Source organism: Campylobacter concisus (genome assembly GCF_902460845.1).
GTDB classification, from domain to species: Bacteria; Campylobacterota; Campylobacteria; order Campylobacterales; family Campylobacteraceae; genus Campylobacter_A; species Campylobacter_A concisus_X.
The window spans coordinates 287,803-308,018 of the sequence record NZ_CABPVS010000004.1 but is presented as its reverse complement, the minus strand read 5'-3'; the positions used below and the strand labels follow the sequence as shown (position 1 = coordinate 308,018).

Below are 20,216 nucleotides of genomic sequence, written 5' to 3'. Positions count from 1 at the left end.
TTTAAGAAAGGATAAATATGTCTGAGGCAAATTTACGTCTTATGCCCCACTCAAACGCAGTCGGGCGAAGATCGTTTTTAAAAATGGCCGCGCTAGCGGGCGTAGCGGGCGGCATGAGTGGACTGGCCGCTAGCGGCGTAACCAGAAGTGCAACTCAAGAAGAGATGGCAAATCCGTTTCCAAACTCTAAAATCGTAAAAACTATTTGTACGGTTTGCTCCGTTGGATGCGGAGTGCGGGCTGAGGTGGAAAACGGCGTATGGGTGCGCCAAGAGGTAGCTCAAGATCACCCCGTAAGCGCTGGCGGCCACTGCTGTAAGGGTAGCGACGTCATCGATATGGTGCGCTCTCACTGCCGCGTAAAATACCCGATGAAAAAAGCAGGCGGCAAATGGAAACGCATCAGCTACAAAGAGGCTCTCGACGAGATCGGCGCCAAGCTAAAAGCATATCGCGAGAAAAACCCGGAGCAAGTGATGTTTCTAGGCTCTGCAAAAGATTGCAACGAACAAAGCTATTATATAAGCAAATTCGTAGCGATGTTCGGGACTAATAACCTAGATCACCAAGCACGTCTTTGACACAGCTCTACAGTCGCCGGTGTGGCGAATACTTGGGGTTACGGAGCTATGACAAATCATCTTGGAGATATCCAAAACGCGAAGTCTATCTTTATAGTGGGCGCAAATCCGGCGGTAAACCACCCAGTTGGCTTTAGGCATTTTCTAAAAGCGAAGGAAAATAACGGCGCAAAGCTAATCGTGATCGATCCAAGATACACGAGAACTGCGGCTAAGGCTGATTATTTCGCTCAAATTCGCACCGGTACGGATATACCTTTTATGTACGGCATGATGAATATCATATTTCAAAACGGCTGGGAAGATAAGGAATTTATAAACGACCGCGTCTACGGTATGGATCTGATCCGCGAAGAGGCTGCCAAATGGACGCCTGAAGTCGTAGCCGATGTTTGCGGGATCAAAAAAGAGACGCTTCTTGAGATAACCGAAGTTTACGCTAAAAATCGTCCGGGATCGGTTGTTTGGGCGATGGGTCTAACTCAGCACACAATAGGCAGCTCAAATACCCGTATCGCTCCGATCCTGCAACTAGTGCTAGGAAATATGGGCGTTAGCGGCGGCGGCTGTAATATCCTTCGCGGCCACGACAATGTTCAAGGCGCGACGGATATGGCGAATTTGCCGACCGAGTTGCCCGGATACTATCCAAAAAACGAAGCCAACTGGAAATACTTCGCTAAGATGTGGAAGGTCGATTTTGAATGGCTCCAAAAGAATTTCGTTAAGCCTGAAATGATGTTTAAGCCCGGATTTACGCTATCAAAATGGTGGGCGGGCGTGCTTGATGGTAAAAACGGCAACGAAGCCGTAGATAATGCCGGCGACAGTATAAAAGCCTTAGTAGTAATCGGCAACGGTATCACCTCTACCGCGCAACAAGTAAAAGTAAAAGAGGGGCTAGATGCGCTTGAGCTTTTAGTGCTGGTAGATCCTTTCGTAAACGATGCCGGCGTGATAACTGACAAAAAAGACGATGTCTACATACTGCCTGCGGCGACGCAGTTTGAAACCAGCGGTACGGTTGTAGCGACAAACCGCAGCGGCCAGTGGAGAAGCCAGGTCGTAGAGCCGCTTTTTGAGAGTATGCCCGATCACGAAATTTTGTTTGAGCTTGCCAAAAGGCTAGGCTACTATGACGAGCTAACGCGCACGATCAGAGACGCCGAAGGTAAGATCGAGTGGCCTGAGGTCGCTACGCGCGAGATCGCAAATATAATAAAAACTATCGGCATGACGGGTTGGACTCCGGAAAGGCTCAAAAAGCACCAAGAAAACTGGGATAAATTTGACGAAAAAACAAGTCTAGGAAAACCGGGCACCGTAGTCGAAGGCGAATACTACGGTCTGCCGTGGCCGTGCTGGACTGAGGATCATCCGGGCAGCCCGATACTTTACGATATAAACAAGTCCGTTAGGCAAGGCGGTATGGGTTTTAGAAACCGCTTCGGCTTAGAGCATAACGGAGTTAGCCAATTAGCCGCAGACGGTAGCGCTCCCGTAGATTCGTTTGTCAAGGGCGGATATCCGGAGATCAAAAAAGATAACATCGAAAAGGTGCTAGGCATCACGCTAACCGAGGATGAAAAGGCTAAAATAGGCGGCAGCTGGATACATGACGATAGTAATATCATCGCTAAAAAATGCATGGAGAAAAATATCGCTCCGTACGGCAACGCGCGAGCTAGGACGATCGTTTGGACTTTTGCGGATCAAATTCCTCTTCACAGAGAGCCGCTGCATACGCCTAGATTTGATCTAGCGCAGAAGTATCCGAGCTTTGAGGATAAGAAACTTCAAAACCGCGTCGATACAAAATTTAAATCCGTCCAGCTAGCAAAGGACTACTCAAAAGAATTTCCTATTATCCTCACGACGGCTCGCCTCGTAAATTTTAGCGGCGCGGGCATGGAGACGAGAGCTAGTATGTATCTAAGCCGTCTAACGCCTGAGATGTTTGCGGATATCCACCCTGAGCTTGCGGCTAAATACGGCATTAAAAACTGGGATTTCATCTGGGTTCATTCGCCTGAAGGTACTAAGGTTAAGGTGCGCGCCAGAGTGGTACCGTCCGTTAAACCCGACACCATCTTTATGCCGTTTCATTATGCGGGCTATATGCAAGGCGCCGATATGACGGGTAACTTCCCGGAAGGCACCAAGCCTTATGCGGTAGGCGAGAGCGCAAATACCGTCACTAACTACGGATATGATATAAACACTCAGATTCCTGAAACCAAAAGCGGTCTATGCCGCATAGAAAAGGCGTAAAATGAGCGAATTTAACGATAACAATAGACTTAAATTTTACTGCGACGACGATAGATGTATCGACTGTAACGGCTGTGCGGTGGCTTGCGACGAGGCTCACGAGCTGCCTCTTGGCATCCGCCGCCGCCGCGTCATCACGCTAAACGAAGGCGTACCTGGTAAGGAAATATCAACCTCGATAGCCTGCATGCACTGCGAGGACGCTCCGTGCTCGCTGGTTTGCCCGGTTGATTGCTTTTATATCAGGAGCGATGGTATCGTGCTACACGACAAAGATATCTGCATCGGCTGCGGATACTGCCTATACGCGTGTCCGTTCGGCGCACCACAATTCCCTAAAGATGGTGTATTTGGCGCAAGAGGCGTTATGGATAAATGTACGATGTGTGCAGGTGGTCCAGAGCCTACAAATAGCGAGCTAGAGCGTGAAGAGTATGGCCAAAACAGAATTTCCGAAGGCAAAGTGCCGGTTTGTGCCGCAATGTGCTCGACAAAGGCGCTGCTAGTAGGCGAATCTGCAATGATAGAAAAAATCTACGGCGATAGGGTCAAGGCACGCGGCTACGGCTTTAAAGACCTAAAGCAAACTCTGACTTGGAAGCTCGCCTACTATGCTGGCGATAGGCTTAAGATAAAATCTTAAAATTTAGCTCGCTCTCGCCGAGATTGCAGGAGCGAGCAATCTCATCAAATTTGACGCAGTTTGACTGCGTCAAATTTAACTCGCACTTCTTTAGCTTTATTAAATTTTTTACGCGTTAGTTCGTCAAATTTGAATGCAGGTAAATTTAAAATAAAAATGGATAAATTTAAGTAGAAAGGGCGGTCTCCCGCCCTAAATTTACGCTCTAACAGGCGACAAATACGGATTTGCCGAGTGCATCGACATCTCGTTTTGCTCTCTAAATTTGATAAACTCATCTTCGCTTAGACGTCTGATATTTGCTATCGTCATCTTTAGTGGCGTGATACCTGAGAGCGGGTCAGGATCGCCGGCGTTTGCTAGCTCGTTGCCGTCGGCTTCGCTGTAGTGGAAGGTCGTAAATATCGTGCCTTCTTTTAGATCCGGATTTATGCGAAGTTTTGCCGCAATCTGGCCGCGTTTGTTTTGTACGAGCGCGTAGCAGCCCTCCTCTAGCTCCCTCTCGCGAGCGATATCGGGACTCACCTCTATGAGCGCGCCCTCGATGCCCGCACCGTATTCAAGAGCCGGACACTCTCTAGTCATCGTGCCGGTGTGGTAGTGATAGACCTTGCGTCCGGTCGTAAATAGGCACGGATATACCTCATCAGGCACCTCGCTAAGCGCGCCGCTACCGACTGGGTAGCCGTCCGGGATATTCATCTTGGCTCTAAATTCAGCCTCAGCCTTTGCGCGCTCCTCTTTATCATCTACGTAAAGTACCGGCGCGAAGCGGAATTTGCCGCCAGGCAGCATGGACTTGTGATCTGCGTAAAGCACCGGCGTACCAGGGTGTTCCTCGTCTGGGCATGGCCAGCTGATACCGCCTAGCTTGCCTAGTCTATAGTAGCTGATACCGCCGAAAAATTTAGGCATAAGCTCCCTTAGCTCGTTCCAAATTTGTTCAGGGCTCGCAAAATCAAACCCCTCTAGCCCCATGCGGTTTGCGATGTTGCAAACGACCTTCCAGTCGGGCTCCACGCCGTTAACGGGCTCGCTAGCCTTGCGCGTGCGTTGGACGCGGCGAGAGGTGTTGATAAAGGTTCCGTCCTTTTCACCCCAGCCCGCGGCAGGTAGCACCACATCGGCCTTATGCGCGCTCTCTGTGAAAAACAAATCCTGCACTATAAAGCAGTCTAGATGATGCACGGCGTGGGCGAAGTGCTCGGTCCAAGGGTCGCTCATTACGGGGTTTTCGCCGTAGACGTAGAGGACTTTTAGCTCGCCGCTATCCATTTTATCCGGCGCTTGCGTTAGCTTAGAGCCCGGAACCGGATTTAGCTCAAAGTGCCATACTTTGCGCGCTTGCTCCTGTGCATAAGGGCTATTTACCGCGCCGGCTGGGATGACGTTAGGCAGCGCGCCCATGTCGCATGCGCCTTGGACGTTGTTTTGACCGCGCAGAGGATTTACGCCCGCACCCTTTTTGCCTAAATTTCCGGTTAAAACGGCTAAATTTGATAGCGAAAAGACGTTTGACGTGCCGTCGCTAAACTGCGTGATACCCATCGTGTAGCAAATCGCCGCCGCGCCTGCTTTAGCATACATTCTAGCTGCCTCTATGATGAGCTCTTTTTTGACGCCCGTTTCGCGCTCGAAACGCTCAGGCGTAAAGTCCTTAACCGCTTCTTTTAGATATTCAAATCCCTCGGAGTACTTCTCGATAAACTCGCTATCTTGCAAATTTTCGGCGATTATGACATGCATCATCGTATTTAGCGTTTTGATATTCGCTCCGATCGGGATTTGCAAGAAAATATCGGCTTTTTTAGCCATATCGGTGCGCTTTGGATCTACGACGATCATCTTGGCACCTCGCTGAAGACCGCGCTGCATCTGCATAGCGATGATCGGGTGGCACTCGCTCGTGTTGGTACCGATGAGTAAAAATACGTCCGTGTCGGTCGCGAATTCTACTAAATCATTGGTCATTGTTCCGTTTCCTAGCGTGCTGGCAAGACCTGCCACTGTAGGAGCGTGTCAAAGACGGGCGCAGTGATCGACGTTGTTGCTGCCCTGAGCGCGGAAAAATTTCTGGAAAACGTAGTTGTCTTCGTTATTTGAGCGCGCAGAGCTAAAGCCCATGATTGAGCTTGGGCCGTATTTTTCGACGGTAGATTTAAATTTATCCGCAAGGAAATCATAAACCTCCTCAAAACTCACTTCTTCAAGCTCGCCGTGCTTGTCGTAGACGCCGTTTAGCTTTCTCATCATCGGTCGGCTTAATCGTTTAGGAGAGTTTACGAACTCCCATCCGAACATTCCTTTTAAGCAAAGCTCGCCGTCGTTTACGTGGTGGTCTTTGCTGGGTTTGGCGTCTACGATTCTACCGTTTCGCACGATAAGATCGATGCCGCAGCCCGTACCGCAATATGGACAGGTGGTCTTTACGATCTCTTCCATTTTTGATCCTTTCTGGTATTACTGAAAATTATGAGATTATTATACAACTGCAAATGTAAATTTAGTTTTAAAATTAGTATATTTTTTTAAGAATTATTTAAGTAATATGCAAATTTAGCATATTACTCTTTTGGCTAAATTTGTCTTTAAAATCGTATTTTGAAAGCAAAAATCACATATTAGTCATTTTGATAAAATTTGTCCTACCGGTACCCACTCTATAACAATCTATTAAAGATTTCTTGCTGCCGATAACTTGCTTATATCTCCATCCCATCCCTACTATACTTGTCTTTTATCTCATTTTTTTATCTCCGCAGGCCCATCATCTAGCAGCTTATTAAAATTCGGTATTAAATTGCTTATTTTTGAGATAAAATTAATAACCTTCGTTTTAAAGCTTTCTAATATAGATAACTTATTCTGTAAATTTTCTATCGTTTCGTCTTTGTTTTTTACTTCTCCTTTCAGTTCGGATATTCTTTGATCTTTGCCATTTACGGAAGTTTGTAGTTTAACGATTTGTAGTCGTTTACTATCATTATCTTCCTTTAAGGCATTCTCGTTACTTAGCGATGCCTCAAGGTCATCGTTTCTTTGTTTCAAAGATTGATTTGTTTTTTCTTTGTTTTCTAGATCTGCATTAGCTTTATCGAGCTTGCTTTGTAGGGCATCGCTTTGATCGGCTTTTTGTTTTAGTTTATTTATTTGCACTATGTCAGCTTCAATATTTTCTAATCTGCTTTTTAGCTTATTGTTTTCATCTTCTTTTTGAATTAGCTCGGCCGAGAGGTTGCTTATTTGCAAATTTCTATCTTTTATAACTTCATCTTGATTATTTAGATTTGCGTTTATCTCTTTTAGCTTTTTATTTTCTTGGATTAGATTTTCGTTGGACTGATCCAGCTCGTTATTTTTTGCAATTATCTCACCCTTGTTTATTAGTTGATTCGTTAGCTCGTAAACCCTTTGTTTTAGTTCTCCGTCGGCAATTATGTTTATATTATCTTGCATTTTTTCTAATACTAAATTCGCAAGACTCGTTACAAAAGCCTTATCGTCCCCAATTTTCAGTCTAAAATAATCTTTGCCAAACATAGACTCTTTCTTTTTTATATACTTTCTTGCTTCATCGATTATAGATTGTCTAATTTTATTTTTAAACTCTTGCTCAGTACTATACTCTTTTTCGGTTTTGTGCATTTGTTTTAAATTCTTATGTTTTTGCCTTACTGCCGATCTCGCCGCGTAGAGCAATACCGTCAAATACTATTCCGCCCATTTCTTACATACTTCTACCGAATTTTAACGTTTCGCCCTTGCCGTCAAATCTAAGGTTTTTGTGATTTTCAAATTGGTAATTGGTAAAAATAAGCTGATAATGCTTGGTCTTTTCGTCGTTATGCTCAGCGATTAGCAGGCATTTAACGCCGTATTTGGCACAGTACGATCTCGCAAATTTAAGAACTCTGTCAAGCGAAACTTGAGCATTAATAAAATTAACTTCGGTTTGGTTTAGTCCTTCTTTGAGGTCTTTTGGACGCTCTGTACCAAAGCTAATAACTACCTCTGAAAATCCTACCATGTTTTCTCGCCAATGATTTTTCACTACTTTACCGTTTTTGTAAATTTTTGTTTGGGCTTCGTAGTCGACTTTCATCTTTTCGTGATATTTTCTCAAAAGCACTTTTATATATTTCTTATCACTAAATTCTTTATCTCCGGCTGCGATCTCTCGCATGTGGCTGTTGTCGTTATACTCGCTAAGCACTATGTATCTATTATTTCGGCTGTTACCCCTAAGATATCCGATCTTAGAGGCGTGCTTAACCTCTCTAACATTGTGCTCATACCTTATAATAGCCTTTTTGAGCGTCAAGAATTCGCTTCTTACACAAAGAACTAGGCTGTGTCCGCCTATTTGAAGAGCATTACTCATTTTTGATCCTTTTCTTTATTATCTACTATAGAAATTAAGAGCATGTTTTAACCCTTTTTTGAAAAATATAAGCTGCAATATCCGTTATCGCAAACGCTATGCGAGAATTCTTTGCATCTCCCATTTTGATATAACGTGGGATATTCCTACCCTGCGATATGCGAAGATCAAGAGTGGATATACCAATACCAAGAACCGCTGCGGTTTGCTTTCTGTCTAAAACCACCTTTTCTTTATATTGGCTAGATATGTACTCAAGAAGCGTTTTGTATTCTAGGTCGTTATATAATTCATTAAGCATATTATTTTTCTCCTTTTGCTTAGTTCTTACATAACTAATTACAGCAACTTTTTGTTTACTTTTGCATTTTTGAATGATTTTTAAGTAATTTTCAAAAAATTTTTAATACCCTATGGTTCTTTAGAGTATTTTAGAGTAGTCGAGAGTAAAAAACTATTTTCTTATTTTTAAAAATAAAAATAAGGTATCTTAGATTAACTTAGAAAGCTTGGTAAGAAATTGGAATATTAAAAAAATTCGGGAACAAATAGGGAACAAATTTTATAAAACTAAGAAAACTTAAAGCTCTTGAAATATCGGTAAAATCGGGGTTTAAAGAGATTTTTGAGTACATATGGCTCCGGATGCTGGGTTTGTATAATACTATTTCTTAAAGCATTTTAAATATCTCTAAAATGCTACAAAAATACCTAAAATAGGCTATTTAAGTAGTTAAACTTATTCTAAGTTATTCTAAAATATTATGCATTTTTCTAAAAACAGAGGGGAAATAAAGGGGAAAAATACCCAATATTTTCTAAAAAAGGATAAAAATAAAATGGCTTTAATGTCTTATAATAAATTTGCAAATACAAATAAATATCCGGGAGTTAGAATTTATATTTCCGAAAATAACGATATGATTTTTTACGTAAGGCTAGACGGCAAAGATATAAAAGTAGGTTCAAAATCAGAAGGCGTAAACGTAACCTACGCCTATAATAAAAAGAAGGAATATGATACCAAAAAGAGAAACGGCGAACTGCCAGATAGCGTAGCCAAGAAGCAGCTTGCTAAAAGTAGCTTAAAGTTTGATGACATAGCAAAAGCATTTTTTGATTATAAATTAGAACAAACGCCAGATAAAATGGAAAACATTAAAGAGCAAATCTGCATGTACGAGCAGTATCATAAAAGTAAATTCGGAAGTATCGCTACTAGCTTGATAAGCTCCGAGATGATACAAGAGCATTTTAAAAACATAAAGGAAACAGTGTCTAGTAGAACCGGCCGCAAGCTATCACAGTCGCGTACAAACGCTATCATGGGCATAATAAGAACGATTTTTAACTACGCTATAAGACAAAAACTTATATCTCATCTTAGCCCATTTGATATAGAGATCAAAAAACCAGATAATAAACGAGAGAGATTTTTAGAACTAGTAGAAATCGAGCTTTTGCGCAAAGAGTTAGCCGACAAAGGAGATTTTGCGCTAGAGTTATTCGTAGAGCTTGCTTTATGCACCGGTGCTAGACTAGACAGCATTCTTAATATCAAAAAAAAGGATGTCTCGCTTTCAAATATGAGCGTAAATTTAACTGATTTTAAAAGCAAAAATCCAGAAAATAAAAGATATACGGGATTTTTAAGCGATGAAGTACTAGTGTTGATAAATAAAATTTACACGAAAATTTCGCCAAATGACGCTCTTGTCGATAAACCCTACGCTACCCTCCAAAACGTTTTGCAACATCTATTAAACAAACTCTTTAATGATGGGCTTGCACCAGAGGATAGCGCAAATAGAGTCGTAATACACACGCTAAGGCATACTTTCGCCTCTCATCTAGCCATAGCCGGCACTCCGATACTAACGATAAAAAAAGCTAATGAATCACTCGGATATCAATCACACCCTAAGATATGCAAAGCTAATGCCTGATAGCGGGAAGGAGATGGTTAAAAAACTTTACAAATAAGAGTTAATACATACTTTTTGTTTAACAATCTTTATATCAAGCCTTATGTCTTTATCCCCAACTTTTCAAACCATCCATTTCTTTTTAGGGTCTCGCACCTTTGCTCAAAATGCTCCATCATTACTTCCGCAAGCGTAGTTTTGGATTTTATTTTGACTCTTTTGTCTTCGGCATTGGCTCTATCTTTTTTGTAAAAGTCTAGCCCATCAAGCTTTTCTAGCTTTTTTATATACTTTGGCATCTTTTTTATATAGACTTCTACTATACTTTTTACCGACTCGTTGAACATAACTCTATCAACTTTAGCTCTTTTTACTATTTCTATAAAGTCGCTATATCTGATATTGGTCTGCTTGCCGTTTATACTCAAATGCGATTCGTAGTTTTTGATACCTTCGTAAAAACCAGTGCAGGCAATATCATAAAGAGGAGCCAGTAAAATTTTACCATTATCATAGATAACCGATATGTTTTTAGTATGCATATCCTCATGTCTAATAAGAAACGAGTAAAAATAGTACTCTATCATTCTAAGCCTATCTTCGCTACTTGGTAGTATCTTGGCTGCCATATCAAAGAGTTTTTCAGACGAGGCTTTATATTTATCCTCGCTATTTAGTCCCATAAACGTAGAAAACTCTTTTCGCTGAAATTTATAAGCTCCAATTCTATCGAAGTATTTGATAAAGTAGTGATACTCTTTGTCCTGATCTCTTTTAAAGACTCCGCTCATAGGTACGTCAAATCCTAGCTCATTTTTTGCAAAGCTCATGTGTAAATGCTCGTTTATAGCAATATGCGGAAAATAGTAGTCACTGTTTTCATCGGCTTTGAGTGTATCGTAGGGCTTAATAAAAAACATCGCGTTGTCTTTATCGCTAGCTACCTTTATAGCATTATTTTCAACGATCACTTGAAGCTTATGTTGATATCCAGACAAACTCATAGTCCTTACGTGCTTTATCTCCTCGCTATCGCTCATAAATTTGCCAGGAAAAAGCGAAACATCGTCTATATCAACATCGTATTTTAAAATATTGGGAAAAGTATTAGCTCCTAAAATTTTGGCCTTTTGGGAAAGATAGCTTTGAGGTTTTATCTCGCGATTAAATTCTAAAGCACTAGTCGAAAACACAAGATCGTTCTTGCTATAATCATTATGTAGCAGCAAGAAAAACTCCGTAGCGTTGCCGGCCTTATCTATTAAAATTTTTCTATCTATTCCCTCTGGAAGAGACTCCTCAAAGTCCACAAAACAGCTTTTGCTTGTATAAATTTTAAAATCAATCGGCATCTCAAATTTAACTCCATACCTATCGCCAAGCAAAAAATCTGTATCATACACAAAATAGTAGTTCTCGTAGTCATAGCCCAAATAGCCTACTAAAACTTGATTTTGATAAATAAAAAGGCGATTTTCAAAATGAGAATACTCGTTAGAAATTTCATAAGCCGTGCTTGAGGCCTGCCCTACTACCCTTATTCGCTTTAGCTCGCTTAGCTTTTTTAGCTCATTTTGGACGGTTCTTTTTGATGCTCGTTCTACACCATTTTCTATCTGCGTTCTTGCAAGCAAAGTTTTGCTATTTTTTAAAATTTTGACTATTTCTAACGTTACTTGGTTCATCTTAATAACCTTAATTAAATCTTATTTATATGCACAATCTGCACGAGAAGTATAGTGAGGTTATTATTAATTTAATCTTAGATATATGCACGATCTGCCTATTAATTCAAATAATAAATTATGCCATTAAAACCAAATTTTCATAGTTGGGCGAGGATACTTTTTGTCTGACAAGTCAGACAAAAATACCTCGTTAGGGATAGTCCCTAAAACCCTATTTTCACACTCTTTTCTTTATTTTTTAGTGTAACTTCAAGCTCAAGTCTATGACAAAAGTCGTCGCCATTTTTTATAGGTCTAAATTTAGCTTGTCTTCTCACACTGGCAAAGTCTCCAGGCGTTAGCAAGCCTAAATTTGAAACTTTTTTGGCTGCGTTTTCATCAAATTTGACCTTTAGCAGCGCACACTCTTTTTTAAATAAATTTTGCGCTTGCTCTGGCAATAAATATCCAAACTCAAGCTTTAGATCAAATCTTCTAAGACAGGCTTTATCAAGATTATCGATCAAATTCGTCGTAGCGATAAAGATGCCATCAAAGCTCTCCATTTGTACAAGCATCTCATTCACTTGGGTTACTTCCCAGCTTCTTGCAGCCATACTTCTATCTTGCAAAAAGCTATCTACTTCGTCAAAGACTAGCACAGCATGTTTTTCTTTGGCTTCTTTGAAGGCTAATGCTATATTTTTCTCAGTCCATCCTACAAACATAGATAAAAGATCGCTTCCTTTTTTAATAATGATTGGCTTTTTAAGACTTTTAGCGATAAATTTAGCGTAAGCACTTTTGCCAGTTCCAGGCACACCATAAAGACAAATTCTAGCATTTTTGCTTATTTTTATGCCTTGCATTAGCTCGTTTAGATCGCAGTCTGAGTTTACAAAATTTGGATCGTAGCTACTTGGCAGATCATCTCTTGGATTGTAATCTCTTATCTCTTCGTAACCTTGTGCTTTTAAAGTGTTGTTTATTACTCTCTCAAAGGCTTTATTTTTGTCCTTTATGTTTAAATTTGATACTACTGCGCTCGCATTACTGATGAGTCCTGGAGCTATAAAGTCATTTTTAGCTAGCTTTTTTACGAGATTATTATCTATCAAATTTTCACTATATTTTTTTATGATCTTTGCTCTTACATCTTCAGTTGGTATGCCTATCTCTATGGCTAAATTAAATCTTCTAACTACTGCTTCATCCATACAGCAGATATTGTTAGTTATCCAAATGGTAGGCAGCTCATTAGTCTCAAGAGATCTATTTATAAAGGCTTTACCATACTGTCTTTTTTCGTCATTATTTGTGTTAAATATATCTTCTGCTTCATCATACATCAGCAAATTTGATCCAGCTGATAATACATTTTGTGCAAGACAATACGATCTTATCCTTTGATGCTCATTTGCATATCCATCTCCGTCATCATAAGCTACTTCATAAAGCTTCAAATTTAGCTCACTAGCTATCACTTTGCTAAGCTCAGTTTTACCAGTTCCTGCTGAGCCATATAGGAGTACATTTACTCCTTTTTGTTTTTTACTAACGACACTTTTTAAAAACGAAAGTAAGATTTTCACATCTTCTTTTATGTGTGGGTAGTTTTTTGTGGTCAAATTTGTCTTGCTACATGGCTTTATCGAGCTTTCAAATATCTCGTCCATGCTTTCGCATTTAACAAACAAATCACACATAAAGTTATTGTTTATGACATCGATTTTAAATTTTAGGTTATGCACATTATTTTCTAGCTTTATAATCGAAGTCTTGGCAAAGATTCCATCTTTTCTAAAGGCTTTTTGAACATCGCCGAAACGTAAATTTAGTATCTTTGAGATGGCTTTTGTGGCTTGTATGTTGTTTAGATCTCCTAGTAAACTGCAAGCATTAGATATCACTTCGTAGTTGTACATGATCGCAACAAATCTCAAAATATCTCTCTCGGCACTATTTAGACCTAAATTTGCTTGAAGTAAATTTAGGTTGTGTTCAAAATCTTTTATCTCACATGAAATTTGACTTTTTTCAAGAATTTCAAGTTTGTTTTTAAGATTTTGGATCTCTTCTTTTTTGGGCTCTTTTGACTCGATACCCAAAAACTCTAAAACATCGTCACATCCGCTTCTTAGCAATTCTCTTTCTCCTCCGAGATCAAAAATAGCACGAAGCGTCCAAAGTGTTGCAAGCTCATATATCTCGCTATCTACGTAAAAAATCTCTTTTTCCACGACAAGCTCCTTTTGCTTTTTGTTTGAAGCTATTTTACTCGGCATAAAAGACATTTTTATGTCCATAATGATAAAAATTTAGGAAATTTGCTAAAAATAAAAATATCTACCCATAAAACTATTTTTTACTGGCAACTTATAGGAAGACTAACATACTTTATTGATAATAATTTATTACTCACTTTACTTTTTCCATAAATGATTATTATGTTTTGTTTAATCTATATTTAAATAAAATGGCTCAACAAATTTTTGATTTTAGTATAAAATAAGACATCAAAAGTCCAGAAAAATAGGTAATAATTACATTATATATTTTATTTAGACTACGTAATTTAAGGAGAAAAAATGGCATTTGAAAATTATGAAGATGCGTTCAAAAAATTTAATGAAATATTTTTCAAAGATAGAAAATCTATTTTTACAGACAAAGAAATTTTTAATAAAACTAATGTGGAATTTCTAATTAAAAATTTTGTAGAAAAAGGTGATGCTAGCGACAAAGATTTTGATGAAAAGATAAAAGAGCAGCTAAAAGGTGCTAGTGATGACGTGATAGACCTTATGGCTAATATCATTTGGCTTTGGAGATTGCCACCCAAGACAGCAGATAGAAAAAGTAGTGTTGCATTTTTTCTAAAGAATTTTAATAAAGAAGAATTGATGCACGGAGATCCTAATTCGTTTTTGGGAAATTTCGTTGGATTCGCGACAGCTGGTACTTACTATAATATTAATAAAGCATTTGAGCTTGCCTATATAATAAGATTTTTAGAAAAGTATTTAGAAATAGACAGAACAGAGAAAGAAATATACATCCTAAAAAAAGAGCTTGGAAATAGTATTAAGATAAATGAAAAAGAAAAAACAGCTTCGATGTATAACGCCCTGCTTCATCTTTTTAAGCCAGGATATTATATGCCGATAATCAGCAACGCCCACAAGGAATCTATCGTGGCTGCCTTTGAGAGTAAATACTGCAAAACAGATACTGGCGATGATGCTGATGATATTGATAAGAAATTAGAAAAGATAAAAGATGGACTTGAAAATAATTTGAAGGGCAAAATAGAATTGAAAGAAAAAAACATCTTTTATGATGATATAGTAAAAAATATGTGGAGTGGCGGCATAGACTTTGAGTCTAAAAATATCATCCTTTACGGTGCTCCGGGAACTGGCAAGACATATCAAACGAAACAAACCATAGAAGCAAGAAAACTAATAGAGAAAAATCATGAATATAAAATAGTTCAGTTTCATCCAAGTTATAGCTATGAGGACTTCATGGACGGTGTAAAGCCAACTGGCATAGAAAATGGAGCAATGAAATTTGAGCTAAAAAACGGCGTATTTAAGCAGATGTGCATAGATGCTTTTAAAAATTTACAAGATAGCAAAGATGGCAAAGAAAAACTCAAAAAATATTACTTTGTAGCCGATGAGATAAATAGAGCTGAACTTTCAAGGGTTTTTGGTGAGCTACTTTTGTGTCTAGAGGACGATAAAAGACTAAGCTTTGACAAAAAAGGCAATCTTCAGGGGATGCTAGTCAAAACAGCAAATTCATCGCTTTGGGATAATGAAAAACACGCTGTTTATGTAGATGAAGCAGGCGAAGGTTATTTTGGAGTGCCTGAAAATTTATACTTCATCGGTACGATGAATGACATAGATAAAAGTATAGATAGCTTTGATATGGCACTTAGAAGAAGATTTGTTTGGAAAAAGTATAGTTGTAATTATGATGTGATAGTTGATCGCTATTCGGATGAAGATAATGTAGAAACGTATATCAAGCTTTGTAAAGATATAAATGAGTATATAACTAGCGAGAAAGGATTAGGGCTAGATGACAGCTATGAGCTTGGACATTCATACTTTCTAAAACCAAAGAAATTAACTAAGAGCGAGATAAGCAGGCTCTGGAATGAACACATAAGCCCGCTCTTAAAAGAATATCTAAGAACTCAGTATAGCGGTAAAGATATAGAAACTCGTTTAAATGACATGAAAACAAAACTGATTGATACATATGGCAATAAAAATAAGTGATAATTTTTTCGGTAATTATGAGCAAGATAAAAAACTAGCAAAGAATAGAGAGAAAGAATTTAGCCTAACGCTAAGCGACTATGTGGCAAAAGGCGGTAAATTTCTCTCTTTTTTGCCAGACTCTCAGGGCAAATACGATGAGCTTATCATTAGCACAAGGATGCAGGATGATGGGCTTTACGTACAAACTGGAAATTTTATAGGAAGTTTTGTCCATAACGGCATAGATATAGAGATAAACTCTAGATTTTCAAATAAATTTTTAGAGCGGATGCTAAATTTTGCAAATGATATTTACGTAGATGACGTATCACTTGGCAAGTCCATAGATGCTAAGAAAAATCTGTCAAGGATCGTCATCTATTATCTCTTTATACAAGCGCTAGAGCGTGTATTTTTACTTGGACTGCCTAAAGAATATAAAGACAAAAGCTATCATGAAGCAAAGGTTATGGGCAAAGTCGATATGGCTAAATTTATAAAAAAAGACGTCCCATTTGCTGGCAAAATATCTAGCACAAATAGAGAGAGGCAAGAGATAGGCGATATAGTTTTGGTTTTGCATAAAGCACTAAAAATAGTACAAAAAGAGAGTAAAGAGCTGATAAAGCAAGTCATAAACACTTTAAGCTATCTAAACGAGATAAGGGAGCCAAGGTTTGTAACGCCTAATGTCGTTCACAATGCTTTAAATTCAAAAGCACTGCATAATCCAATCTACACTCCGTACAAAAAAGTCTTAGAATACGCAAGTCTAATCATAGAAAATGAAGATGCCGGCACCAAAAGCAATGGTAAGCAAAATTTAGGCTTTTTGGTAGATGTGGCTGAGCTGTTTGAAATTTATATGCGTAAGCTTTTACAAAAAGAGTTCAAGGGCTGGAGTGTAAATAGCCCAAAAATAGAGCTTTACAAAGATAAATTTTTTGAGAGAAAGATCATCCCAGATATAGTTATGAGCAGCAGTGATAAGGTGCTTGTTTTTGACACAAAATATAAACGCATGAATATGCATGGCAAGGATCAATACGGACTAGGCGATGTTGATAGAAATGACTTTTTTCAGATAAATACCTATATGAGCTACTACCAAAACCAAGGCAAAAACGTTGTAGTTGGCGGCCTTTTGTATCCTATGGATAAATTTAGTAGGGATGGTTGCCATAGCCACTCTTGGTTTGATAATTTAAATACCAAATTTATAGTAGATGGCATAGAACTTGCAAATTTAAATGAATATAGCATCGAAGAGATCAAAATCAAAGAAAATGAATTTATCTCTAGAATAAAAGAGTGTATTTAATAAATTATCTATCTTGTGCCATTATTGTAGCTTCTGCCAACACAAAAAAGTGGAATAAACTAGTCACTAAGATGACTATTGCAGGGATTTTCATCCCTGCTTTTAGCACAGCAAAATTTCACCTATCTCAAGCTTTTGCACTAGATTAGCACGATCTTATATTGCAGGTTTATTTTTACTATAAAATATTATTTATTTAAGAACTTAACTAGCTCATCTTTAAAATGGTCATCATCATACTCTTCACCCTGAGCATTATATGATAGTTCAAAAGAGACATTACCAACGTACGCACTTACACTTGACATGAATGAAGTAGGTTTTTTAGTGTGAGCTTCGATACTTAGATTTACCGGTAAAAAAGAGTTTTGGTAAGCAAATTCACTTCTAGTAATAACACATTTTTCATTTAGGTATGAATTGCAAAATTCTAAAAACTTAGCTCCTAATTCATCTGCTAGCTCTCTTTGCGTGCTAGCCAAATCTACAAACTGCTCAATTATAGGAGCAGTTTTAACAACTTTTTTCTTTGACATTTTTTCTCCTTTGTTTTAATTTTTTGTCAAGATATCTTTGTGACATGTGAAATTATAACAAGCAAAATGGACAAAAAATGTCTATATTTAGAAATTTGAATAAAAAATAATCGCTTTTTGTCTTGCGCTTTATTTATCTTTTATGTGCTTAAGTGATGATATTTATAAGAAGTGTTTGAAAAAAATGCAATATGATTTGCAAAAAGCTAAAAATAGCCTTTCTTTGTTTTCGATCTGATTAAACTCGCTATAGTTTTTTAGATTATTTTTCTTTAAATTTCATAGTACTCATCCCAGCAAAGCGCCATATCAATAGAGCCTATGCGTAATATATCTTTTATCTTACAGATATGCGTGTTATTTATAAAAGCTGAAAATAGATAGCAAAAATACGCCTTATTATCAAAATAGACAGAGCTACCAAAATATTCATTGCGGTTTTGCGTCCAGCGGCTCTTTTGCTTGCTCATTTCGCCAGGAATGATTGGCTCATTGATGATAGCTAAGAAATTGTCGTCATTTTCATCATAATCTGGATCGTCTTCGCGCAAATAAAAGACCAAACGAAATTCCATAGCATAATCCTCGATAAACCCACCCTCAACCCTTGCCTTTAGCCTGTTTTCAAGTATCTTTACATCTCTTATTAGGATATCTTGGTAGCTAGCTAGCGCTTTATTTATCTTCTCTATCTGCTCCCACTGATCTTTGTTGGCATCAGAGATATACACTTCTTTCTTGCTACACTCTAGCTTTTCCAGGCAAAGATCTATAGGCGTATAGTCATACCATGAGCAAAGCTTGCCTTTCATCCTGTCGATAGTCAAAATTTCATCCCAGCTAAGATCTGTATGGTCATATAAGCAGTGGTAAAACCAGCAGTGGAACTCACCAAACATCTCATGCGTTGGCCAGTTTCTAAATTCATTTTGATTTTCAGTAAAAACGTAGTCATCTATGAGTTTCATATACTCCCAATATAGCATAAGAAGTTTATCTTTTGAGTAAAAAGAGAGCAGTAGGCTACATTCATGATCCCATGCGTCTTTTATGTCTTTTGCAGAGATATTTATCTGCTTTGCACGTGGCACGACACGGCGCTCAAGGTCATAGAGCCTTTCGTTTATACTATTTAGCTTTAGCCTTTGCTCCTTTGTAAATTTTCCCATTTTTGTCCTTTAAATTTAAAGGATATTATAATGACAAAAACAGACAGGTTATGTCTAAATTTATCTATTTATATCTTAAATTTGCTATTTGGTTTTAGTGTTTTTATTGCGTATTTGATCCAGTGCTTGCCGTGTTCTTTCTTCTTTTTTTAAGCACTCTTTGTCGCATGCGTCATTGTCTGTCGGTAGTTTTTTAGCTTTTTTGTAAAATTTCCTGCATACCAAACTATACTTATCTACCTCGCTTAATCTATCTAACAAATTTACAAACCTTTGCCTTTTCATGCCTGAGCTTAAAGCACTTTTTATGGCTGTTTTGATCTGTTTTTTACTAAGTATATTTTGCTTGCAAAGCAAGAAATAATCATTTATCTTAAATCTTTTTATCTGTTTTACGATGATCTTTTTAGCAAGCTTTTTATCGTTTAAATTTTCATAGGCGCTTCTAGCTATATAAAAATATCCCCAAGGTTCTTGAGGCACTTGTAGCGCCCTTTTTAGGATTGTTTTTATTATTTTTTGCCTATTTTCGCCATCTTCAAGCTCGAAAGCTAGATTTGCCAAATGCAAATACTCTCTCACATCCTCACATTTTGACAAGATATCATTAAATTCACTAGAAAGCAGTTGCTTTGGCTTTACTGACGATATAAAATCACTAACTTCCATATATGGCCTAAGACCCCAAAATTTTTTCATATTTGCCCCACAATTATTTTTATCCATAACTTTTAGCTTAGTCTCTCAGCCTTAACTATAAAGCTAACAAATGGATAAATTTCCGAGCCATTTTTATAATTTATCTCGTATTTTTCTGGCTTATCAAGTTTCCATGTTATGACATAGCTTGGTTTTGTAGATATTTTACAATTTTCATCGTAACAAGCATTGTTTAGCATATTCGCATATTCTTGTGAGGTCGGACTTAGCGCGTCCATATTATAAGAGTCGCCCCTTTTTCGTAAAAATGTTGTAACTACCATTAATGCTATTTTGTAGTCATTGTTATCAAGATCAAGGTAGTTATCTCCTATGCTATTAAGAGTTATATCTGAAATTTGTTCAACAGTCTTATTAAATCTTTCTTGAGCATATCTATATAGGTAATTTTTATCTAATCTATCAAAAAAGTGCTTAACCTCAATAAAAAACATACGTTTATTTCTTGATGTAACGACATCGATTCGTCTTTTGCAGTTCTTTGCATTAATATCTACTTTAGAAAATGGATCCTCAAGCCAAATTCCATCAGTCAAAGAATGCAAGACAGGCACCAAAGATGACATTATGGAGCGTTCGCTGTAAACAAAATGAAAGTTTTTCCATGTTTTAAAAGCCCTTAGCTCTTCTTTTGCAAATTCTTGCATGATCTCTTTTAAAAAGATCGTAAGACCCTTATCCTTCTCGTCCATATTATTTACCCAAGCTATATCTAAATCCATCAC

Annotated in this window: 15 protein-coding genes; 5 read left to right on the top strand and 10 right to left on the bottom strand. The window is 38.1% G+C overall.

Annotated elements, in window-relative coordinates:
- The first annotated feature begins 41 nt into the window (after positions 1 to 41).
- Both F3H00_RS06830 and fdh3B read left to right on the top strand, forming a co-directional pair.
- On the top strand, positions 42 to 2,852 hold the full coding sequence (locus F3H00_RS06830; RefSeq protein WP_149703788.1) for a molybdopterin-dependent oxidoreductase: 2,811 nt from the start codon (positions 42 to 44) through the stop codon (positions 2,850 to 2,852).
- Between the two features lies 1 nt (position 2,853).
- The gene (gene fdh3B / locus F3H00_RS06825; RefSeq protein WP_148800308.1) at positions 2,854 to 3,495 is read left to right on the top strand and encodes a formate dehydrogenase FDH3 subunit beta; all 642 of its coding nucleotides are present in this window, start codon (positions 2,854 to 2,856) and stop codon (positions 3,493 to 3,495) included.
- Between the two features lie 198 nt (positions 3,496 to 3,693).
- Here fdh3B and F3H00_RS10790 read toward each other — a convergent pair whose 3' ends face one another.
- The 4 genes from F3H00_RS10790 to F3H00_RS06805 form a co-directional block, all read right to left on the bottom strand.
- Positions 3,694 to 5,937: a molybdopterin oxidoreductase family protein gene (locus tag F3H00_RS10790; RefSeq protein ID WP_223155696.1), complete on the bottom strand. Its 2,244-nt coding sequence runs from the start codon at positions 5,935 to 5,937 to the stop codon at positions 3,694 to 3,696.
- Between the two features lie 300 nt (positions 5,938 to 6,237).
- The gene (locus tag F3H00_RS10560; protein ID WP_223155249.1) at positions 6,238 to 7,140 is read right to left on the bottom strand and encodes a hypothetical protein; all 903 of its coding nucleotides are present in this window, start codon (positions 7,138 to 7,140) and stop codon (positions 6,238 to 6,240) included.
- An 82-nt stretch (positions 7,141 to 7,222) separates the two neighbouring features.
- On the bottom strand, positions 7,223 to 7,876 hold the full coding sequence (locus tag F3H00_RS10555) for a hypothetical protein (RefSeq protein ID WP_223155248.1): 654 nt from the start codon (positions 7,874 to 7,876) through the stop codon (positions 7,223 to 7,225).
- Between the two features lie 34 nt (positions 7,877 to 7,910).
- Positions 7,911 to 8,177 carry a helix-turn-helix transcriptional regulator gene (locus F3H00_RS06805; protein WP_148800312.1) on the bottom strand — a complete coding sequence of 89 codons (267 nt, stop codon included), beginning with the start codon at positions 8,175 to 8,177 and terminating at the stop codon, positions 7,911 to 7,913.
- Positions 8,178 to 8,715: 538 nt separating this feature from the next.
- Between F3H00_RS06805 and F3H00_RS06800 the strand changes: the two genes are divergently transcribed.
- Positions 8,716 to 9,822, top strand: coding sequence for a tyrosine-type recombinase/integrase (locus F3H00_RS06800; protein WP_187424087.1), 1,107 nt, complete (start codon positions 8,716 to 8,718; stop codon positions 9,820 to 9,822).
- A gap of 80 nt (positions 9,823 to 9,902) precedes the next feature.
- Here the strand turns inward: F3H00_RS06800 and F3H00_RS06795 are convergent, their stop codons facing one another.
- Together F3H00_RS06795 and F3H00_RS06790 are read right to left on the bottom strand one after the other, a co-directional pair.
- Positions 9,903 to 11,486 (bottom strand): type II toxin-antitoxin system HipA family toxin, encoded by a 1,584-nt coding sequence (locus F3H00_RS06795; RefSeq protein WP_148799346.1) that lies wholly within the window; start codon positions 11,484 to 11,486, stop codon positions 9,903 to 9,905.
- A gap of 206 nt (positions 11,487 to 11,692) precedes the next feature.
- Entirely contained in the window at positions 11,693 to 13,762 is a 2,070-nt protein-coding gene (locus F3H00_RS06790; protein WP_187424086.1) for an ATP-binding protein, read from the bottom strand.
- Between the two features lie 294 nt (positions 13,763 to 14,056).
- Between F3H00_RS06790 and F3H00_RS06785 the strand changes: the two genes are divergently transcribed.
- Positions 14,057 to 15,763: an McrB family protein gene (locus F3H00_RS06785; RefSeq protein ID WP_148799344.1), complete on the top strand. Its 1,707-nt coding sequence runs from the start codon at positions 14,057 to 14,059 to the stop codon at positions 15,761 to 15,763.
- Positions 15,744 to 17,066 (top strand): McrC family protein, encoded by a 1,323-nt coding sequence (locus tag F3H00_RS06780; RefSeq protein ID WP_148799342.1) that lies wholly within the window; start codon positions 15,744 to 15,746, stop codon positions 17,064 to 17,066. The genes F3H00_RS06785 and F3H00_RS06780 overlap by 20 nt, the downstream gene beginning before the upstream one ends.
- Positions 17,067 to 17,254: 188 nt before the next feature.
- On the opposite strand, the gene F3H00_RS06775 is transcribed toward F3H00_RS06780, so the two are convergent.
- From F3H00_RS06775 to F3H00_RS06760, 4 genes are all read right to left on the bottom strand, one after another.
- The gene (locus F3H00_RS06775) at positions 17,255 to 17,602 is read right to left on the bottom strand and encodes a hypothetical protein (RefSeq protein WP_107713915.1); all 348 of its coding nucleotides are present in this window, start codon (positions 17,600 to 17,602) and stop codon (positions 17,255 to 17,257) included.
- 272 nt (positions 17,603 to 17,874) lie between these two features.
- Positions 17,875 to 18,771: a hypothetical protein gene (locus F3H00_RS06770; protein ID WP_148799340.1), complete on the bottom strand. Its 897-nt coding sequence runs from the start codon at positions 18,769 to 18,771 to the stop codon at positions 17,875 to 17,877.
- 84 nt (positions 18,772 to 18,855) lie between these two features.
- On the bottom strand, positions 18,856 to 19,470 hold the full coding sequence (locus tag F3H00_RS06765) for a hypothetical protein (protein WP_148799338.1): 615 nt from the start codon (positions 19,468 to 19,470) through the stop codon (positions 18,856 to 18,858).
- A gap of 32 nt (positions 19,471 to 19,502) precedes the next feature.
- Positions 19,503 to 20,213, bottom strand: a complete 711-nt coding sequence (locus F3H00_RS06760) for a hypothetical protein (protein WP_148799336.1) — start codon at positions 20,211 to 20,213, stop codon at positions 19,503 to 19,505.
- Positions 20,214 to 20,216 lie beyond the last annotated feature (3 nt).